8 protein-coding genes are annotated in these 4463 nt (G+C 43.7%); 7 read left to right on the top strand and 1 reads right to left on the bottom strand.

Annotated elements, in window-relative coordinates:
• The first annotated feature begins 120 nt into the window (after positions 1–120).
• Genes AACS92_RS19740 through AACS92_RS19710 form a run of 7 tightly spaced genes read left to right on the top strand, consistent with a single transcriptional unit; the run spans position 121 to position 2846 of the window.
• Entirely contained in the window at positions 121–885 is a 765-nt protein-coding gene (locus AACS92_RS19740) for an ORF6N domain-containing protein (RefSeq protein ID WP_099111972.1), read from the top strand.
• Positions 882–1412: a hypothetical protein gene (locus AACS92_RS19735; protein ID WP_099111971.1), complete on the top strand. Its 531-nt coding sequence runs from the start codon at positions 882–884 to the stop codon at positions 1410–1412. Before AACS92_RS19740 ends, AACS92_RS19735 begins: the two co-directional genes overlap by 4 nt.
• 10 nt (positions 1413–1422) lie before the next feature.
• On the top strand, positions 1423–1767 hold the full coding sequence (locus AACS92_RS19730; RefSeq protein WP_099111970.1) for a hypothetical protein: 345 nt from the start codon (positions 1423–1425) through the stop codon (positions 1765–1767).
• Positions 1764–1988, top strand: a complete 225-nt coding sequence (locus tag AACS92_RS19725; RefSeq protein WP_193757013.1) for a hypothetical protein — start codon at positions 1764–1766, stop codon at positions 1986–1988. The genes AACS92_RS19730 and AACS92_RS19725 overlap by 4 nt, the downstream gene beginning before the upstream one ends.
• Positions 1988–2245, top strand: coding sequence for a hypothetical protein (locus tag AACS92_RS19720; protein WP_099111969.1), 258 nt, complete (start codon positions 1988–1990; stop codon positions 2243–2245). Before AACS92_RS19725 ends, AACS92_RS19720 begins: the two co-directional genes overlap by 1 nt.
• A complete protein-coding gene (locus AACS92_RS19715) occupies positions 2242–2529 on the top strand; it encodes a hypothetical protein (protein WP_099111968.1) in 288 nt (95 codons plus the stop codon). Before AACS92_RS19720 ends, AACS92_RS19715 begins: the two co-directional genes overlap by 4 nt.
• Complete coding sequence (locus tag AACS92_RS19710; RefSeq protein ID WP_099111967.1) at positions 2526–2846, top strand: hypothetical protein; 321 nt, start codon at positions 2526–2528, stop codon at positions 2844–2846. The genes AACS92_RS19715 and AACS92_RS19710 overlap by 4 nt, the downstream gene beginning before the upstream one ends.
• A gap of 135 nt (positions 2847–2981) precedes the next feature.
• On the opposite strand, the gene AACS92_RS19705 is transcribed toward AACS92_RS19710, so the two are convergent.
• The gene (locus AACS92_RS19705) at positions 2982–4238 is read right to left on the bottom strand and encodes a tyrosine-type recombinase/integrase (RefSeq protein ID WP_099111965.1); all 1257 of its coding nucleotides are present in this window, start codon (positions 4236–4238) and stop codon (positions 2982–2984) included.
• Between the last annotated feature and the right edge of the window lie 225 nt (positions 4239–4463).

The following is a 4463-nucleotide window of genomic DNA, read 5'->3' as shown; positions in this document are numbered from 1 at the left end:
TAAATGAAAAAGAAAACGGTAGTACATGGATGCGTGATTTTATCGACGGAGTATTTATCAACGGATTCAAATTATTTACTGCTGAACCAGCATCACCAAGCACACATTGAGAGACGAGATATGAGTAAGAAAAATGAAGTCATCACCATCAATCAAACTCAAATGCCTGTCGTGGAATATCAAGGGCAACGTGTTGTGACATTTTCCATGATTGACCAAGTTCACGCACGACCAGAAGGAACTGCTCGCGCAGCCTTTAATCGCAATCGCGAACATTTTATTGAAGGCGTGGATTTTCATGAACTGACTGCGGACGTAATACGTACGGAGTCACTTTCAGGGATTTTTCCCTCTCGCACCCCTAAAGGAATGATCCTTACAGAAACTGGTTATCTCATGTTAACCAAGCCATTCAATGATGATATTGCATGGCAGGTTCAGCGTGAACTGGTCAGTAACTACTTCCGTAAACCACAAACCGCGCTGAGCGAACTTGAAATGATTGCCAGAATTGCCAGTCATACCGCCCAGCAGCAGCGCCAGATTAACCATATTGGTGAAAAGGTTGATCAGGTTCAGGAAACGGTCGAGCAAATCAAGCGCGGCACTATCCCTGTGGGTTGGATTGGGTTCTCTCTGGCTGCGACTGAATCAGGACTCAGTAACGCCAAATGCCGCACTTTAGCTGAACAATATAGTGTTCCTACGCAAAGCATCACCACCCTGACACCGGATGGACAGCCTCGCCCTATGAAGGTGGTGTTCAAAGAAGATTTTATGATCGCATTCCACCTAATGATGAGTGAAGCAGAAAAACGTGGTACTCGCTGGTCACATCCCAAAATGGGCAGTTTTCAGGTTATTGGATGGGAGGACAAACAATGATTATTAATTCTAATTTGTTACGTGCTGCATTGGTCTGTGTAGCGAAAAAAGACCCACGTTATTATCTATGTGGAGTGCATATCACCTCTAATTATCTGGAGGCAACCAACGGGCATGTTGCCCTCCGGTTAGAGCATGGCATCAGCACACGCCGCAAAGCGATTGTGCAGTTCCACGGGAAGATCCCCAAGAAAGCAGAAACTACAGAACTGCATTTCACCAAAGAACCTTATGCCGTCCACAGAGATATTACCGGAATGAGGGTGGGATTCAGCGCATTAACCTTGCTGGATGGCCGTTTCCCTGATTTAGATCGGGTTATCCCCAAGAAAGTAGAAAGTGTTATTCCTCACTTTCAGGCTGAATATCTAGCCTATCCCTACAAAATGTTTGAGGGCGATTCGGTATTTATCGCTGTCTCTATGTATCCATCCAGCATGACAGATGCCTGCTTGATGAAGTTTAGCGACAACATTAATCAGCGCTACGGCAACCCTCAGCTCATTGTTATGCCATGCCGAGTATAAGGAGGCTCATATGATAACAAAAAACTTTCGCCTCAACGCGCTGGCGAACAGCTATTCAGCCGCTATCTATAACGATGTAGTGACCCGTAACGGCGGTGCTCACTTCACGATGCAAGTCGGCAAAACAGAAATTAATGTCGCTATTGTCGAAGGGGCAAAAGGCATTCGTGAACTGGTAGACAGTTACGCACTGGAAGCATTACAGCAGAGTTATCCGGCATGGGAAGTTATCGCCATCGCCCTGATGGAGAAATGTGTCGTCAATGGTCTCCTGACAGTCTACGGGCGTGAAATATGGCAAAGCATGATCAATGACATGGGAAACACACTGGCGGCTAAGGGGATGTTTCAATGACTGAGGAACACCGCCAGATGGTGGACATTGACGACGAACTGGTCAGAACAATAGTCCACATCGACGACGGCAGGGATTGGGGGCAGCGCATTATCCATACCATGAGACGCAACTTTTACATTCATGAGGGCATCTGCCCTCCTCTTCCACCAGCACCCAAAGTGGCAGCAGTGAAGATAACACCAGCGAAGAAAAAGCATAACAAACGGGGTAGAAAATAATGAGCAAATGCAAAAAGAACGAAAACAAATTAACTGCCTGTAACGGCTTAACAAAAGCACTTCAATTCGGCACACCAACAAAAAAGAGTAAGGGTTTATACCTGCCAATGAGAATCAATGTGCTAACCGGAAAACCCGGAACCGATATCGTTCAGCTGCATTCGGGTGAGTTTGTCGGCTCCGGAGTCATGCTGAATTTCTGCCCTTTCTGTGGGGAAGATATAGACACCGTTAGTCATCAAGGAGAAGAACAATGATAAGCATCGATAACGCACAGAATCAAATTGGCTTGCCCGGACAAATTGACGACGGGCGTGAGTGGGCAGATTGGTTATTGAAGAAAGCGGAAGAGCAAAGAGAAAAATCAGCGACTGAATCCGGCGACTTTCTGACTGTTCCCAGAAGTAGCGTATTGAAGCAGGAACTGGAGCAACTCGAACAGCACCTGAATACATTGCATGCCGAGCAAAAAAAGAAGACTGAATTATTAGATCTCGTCTACGAACTGGAAGCCTATTTACTCACGGAGGCACGGGCATGATCAATAACTCATTCCACCTGACTCAGATTATTGCCTCAGTCTGGGGTGATCCGTCAGATATCACTGATGTAGTCTGGCATTCTGGATACCGTAAGCCGGAACGAGAAGCAACAGAAATAGCCCAGCTCACTATCGACATTATGGAAGGGGTGCCTGATGGGGTGCCCTACTCCGCAAGACCGAAGAATTTGAACGATATTCTCATGGCGGAACTGAACAACATTATTTTCGATGCAACGTGGAGTGATAAGGCAACCCCGGCGAGTGTAGCAAGGGTGATATTGGAGAACGGGTATCAGAAAGGAGAGGAAAAATGAATCAGTCACCTTACATTAAAACTCAGGAACTGGCAGAACGATACGGTGTAAAACCGCATACTATAAGATTATGGTGCGGTAATGGGAAGCAGAGGCGCGAAGGCTTCCCAAAACCCAAGTTTAAATCCAATCAGCTTAATTTTCTACGGCAGGACATTCTTGACTGGGAGGACGGGAAACAATTTTAATCAGTTTATCCCACCAGCGTTCATAGGCTTCTCTCTGCTCATTTAGGTAGGTGTGCTTATCGTACACCTGCCAAATTCCCGGCAGTTTATGACCAACCATAATTTCAGCCACATGCGGGGCTGTTAATTCAGATACGCCTGTACGCATGGTTTTACGCAAATCATGAATTGAAAAAGGCTTACAATTAGGAAGGTGAAGAGACATTTTTTTGTTTAGCATGGTCATTATGCTTGCGTGTCCCCCCACTGGTAAAAATGGATTACCACTTCCCACAACAAATAAATACTCACTCCCACCGTTTAATCTCTTGGCTTGCTCAATTAACTCTTTAGCCACAGGGATAATGGGTCTAATAATGGGCTTTTTAGATTTCCTTCCTGTCTTGTGGTTTTTAGGGGGAATAATCCAAATATCTTTTTCATAATCAAAGTCGTTCACTTTGGCTTTCAGTAATTCACCAATGCGGCAGCCAAATAAAAGACATAGTTTTATTATCAGTGTATCACGTGGATTATATCGGGAAGAATTGATAACCTGAAAAAGAACAACCAACTCATCCTCGCTCAATGCTCTCTCATTCACTTTAGAATTAGCACCAGAACCAATTTTTTTTCCACTTAAATCATTTAATTCAACCTCAGACAACGGTGTGAAACTTGTCATTCCGCGCCGAACTGCCCATCTGTGCGCAGTCTTGGTGTATGTTAATATGCGATCGCCAATTGATGGCACTTGTTTAGCTATGCTTTCAATTAAAGAAAGCCATACATGAAGCGTCACTTCGTCATGAGGTAGCATGCCAATTTTAGGGAATACATGAATTTCAAAAGAGCGCAAAATATCGTCCGCCCTTACTTTTGAACCTTGCATGGTTGCCGTCCACCACTCCCTGATAATGGTTTCCACCGTAACAGCATTCAAAACCGCTTCTTTGCGAACACGCTTGACTATTTTTGGATTGCGATTCTGTTCCAATTCCCCGCGATAGAAAATCACAGAGTCACGAGCATCTTTTAAGCTGGTTGCTGGATAGGTTCCAATGTCAATTCGATCCCCTTTTCCATTCCAACGATACCTGAGTTGAAAAATGATTTTTCCTTTGGGTGTCACACGAACAGACAGTCCATCCCTATCTGATTTAGTAACCATTTTTTCTTGGGGCTTACCATTGGTAGAACGGAGCCATGAATCAGTAATTGCCATATTAATTTCCTCAAAAACCAACATAACTCTTACTGTAGATTATGTACACTTACATGTACATTTTTTTCATGATACCTAATGAACGTTCTCGACTGCTGCTGATTAATAAGAATGCAAGGTTAATTTAATTAAATTAAAAATCAGTTAATTAAAATAAATTCATGACTAAATACACCTTATATTGACTATTTGTGATACATTAAATATCTTTATACAAAAAAGATA

This window comes from Xenorhabdus sp. KJ12.1 (assembly GCF_963876495.1).
Taxonomy (GTDB): Bacteria; Pseudomonadota; Gammaproteobacteria; order Enterobacterales; family Enterobacteriaceae; genus Xenorhabdus; species Xenorhabdus stockiae.
Note: the sequence above shows the minus strand (reverse complement) of the source record. Positions and strands in the feature narration are given on the sequence as shown.

Bases quoted from the DNA above. Each gene is read 5' to 3' on its own strand.
- AACS92_RS19740 (WP_099111972.1), top strand. From the start codon at position 121: ATGAGTAAGAAAAATGAAGTCATCACCATCAATCAAACTCAAATGCCT.
- AACS92_RS19735 (WP_099111971.1), top strand. From the start codon at position 882: ATGATTATTAATTCTAATTTGTTACGTGCTGCATTGGTCTGTGTAGCG.
- AACS92_RS19730 (WP_099111970.1), top strand. From the start codon at position 1,423: ATGATAACAAAAAACTTTCGCCTCAACGCGCTGGCGAACAGCTATTCA.
- AACS92_RS19725 (WP_193757013.1), top strand. From the start codon at position 1,764: ATGACTGAGGAACACCGCCAGATGGTGGACATTGACGACGAACTGGTC.
- AACS92_RS19720 (WP_099111969.1), top strand. From the start codon at position 1,988: ATGAGCAAATGCAAAAAGAACGAAAACAAATTAACTGCCTGTAACGGC.
- AACS92_RS19715 (WP_099111968.1), top strand. From the start codon at position 2,242: ATGATAAGCATCGATAACGCACAGAATCAAATTGGCTTGCCCGGACAA.
- AACS92_RS19710 (WP_099111967.1), top strand. From the start codon at position 2,526: ATGATCAATAACTCATTCCACCTGACTCAGATTATTGCCTCAGTCTGG.
- AACS92_RS19705 (WP_099111965.1), bottom strand. From the start codon at position 4,238: ATGGCAATTACTGATTCATGGCTCCGTTCTACCAATGGTAAGCCCCAA.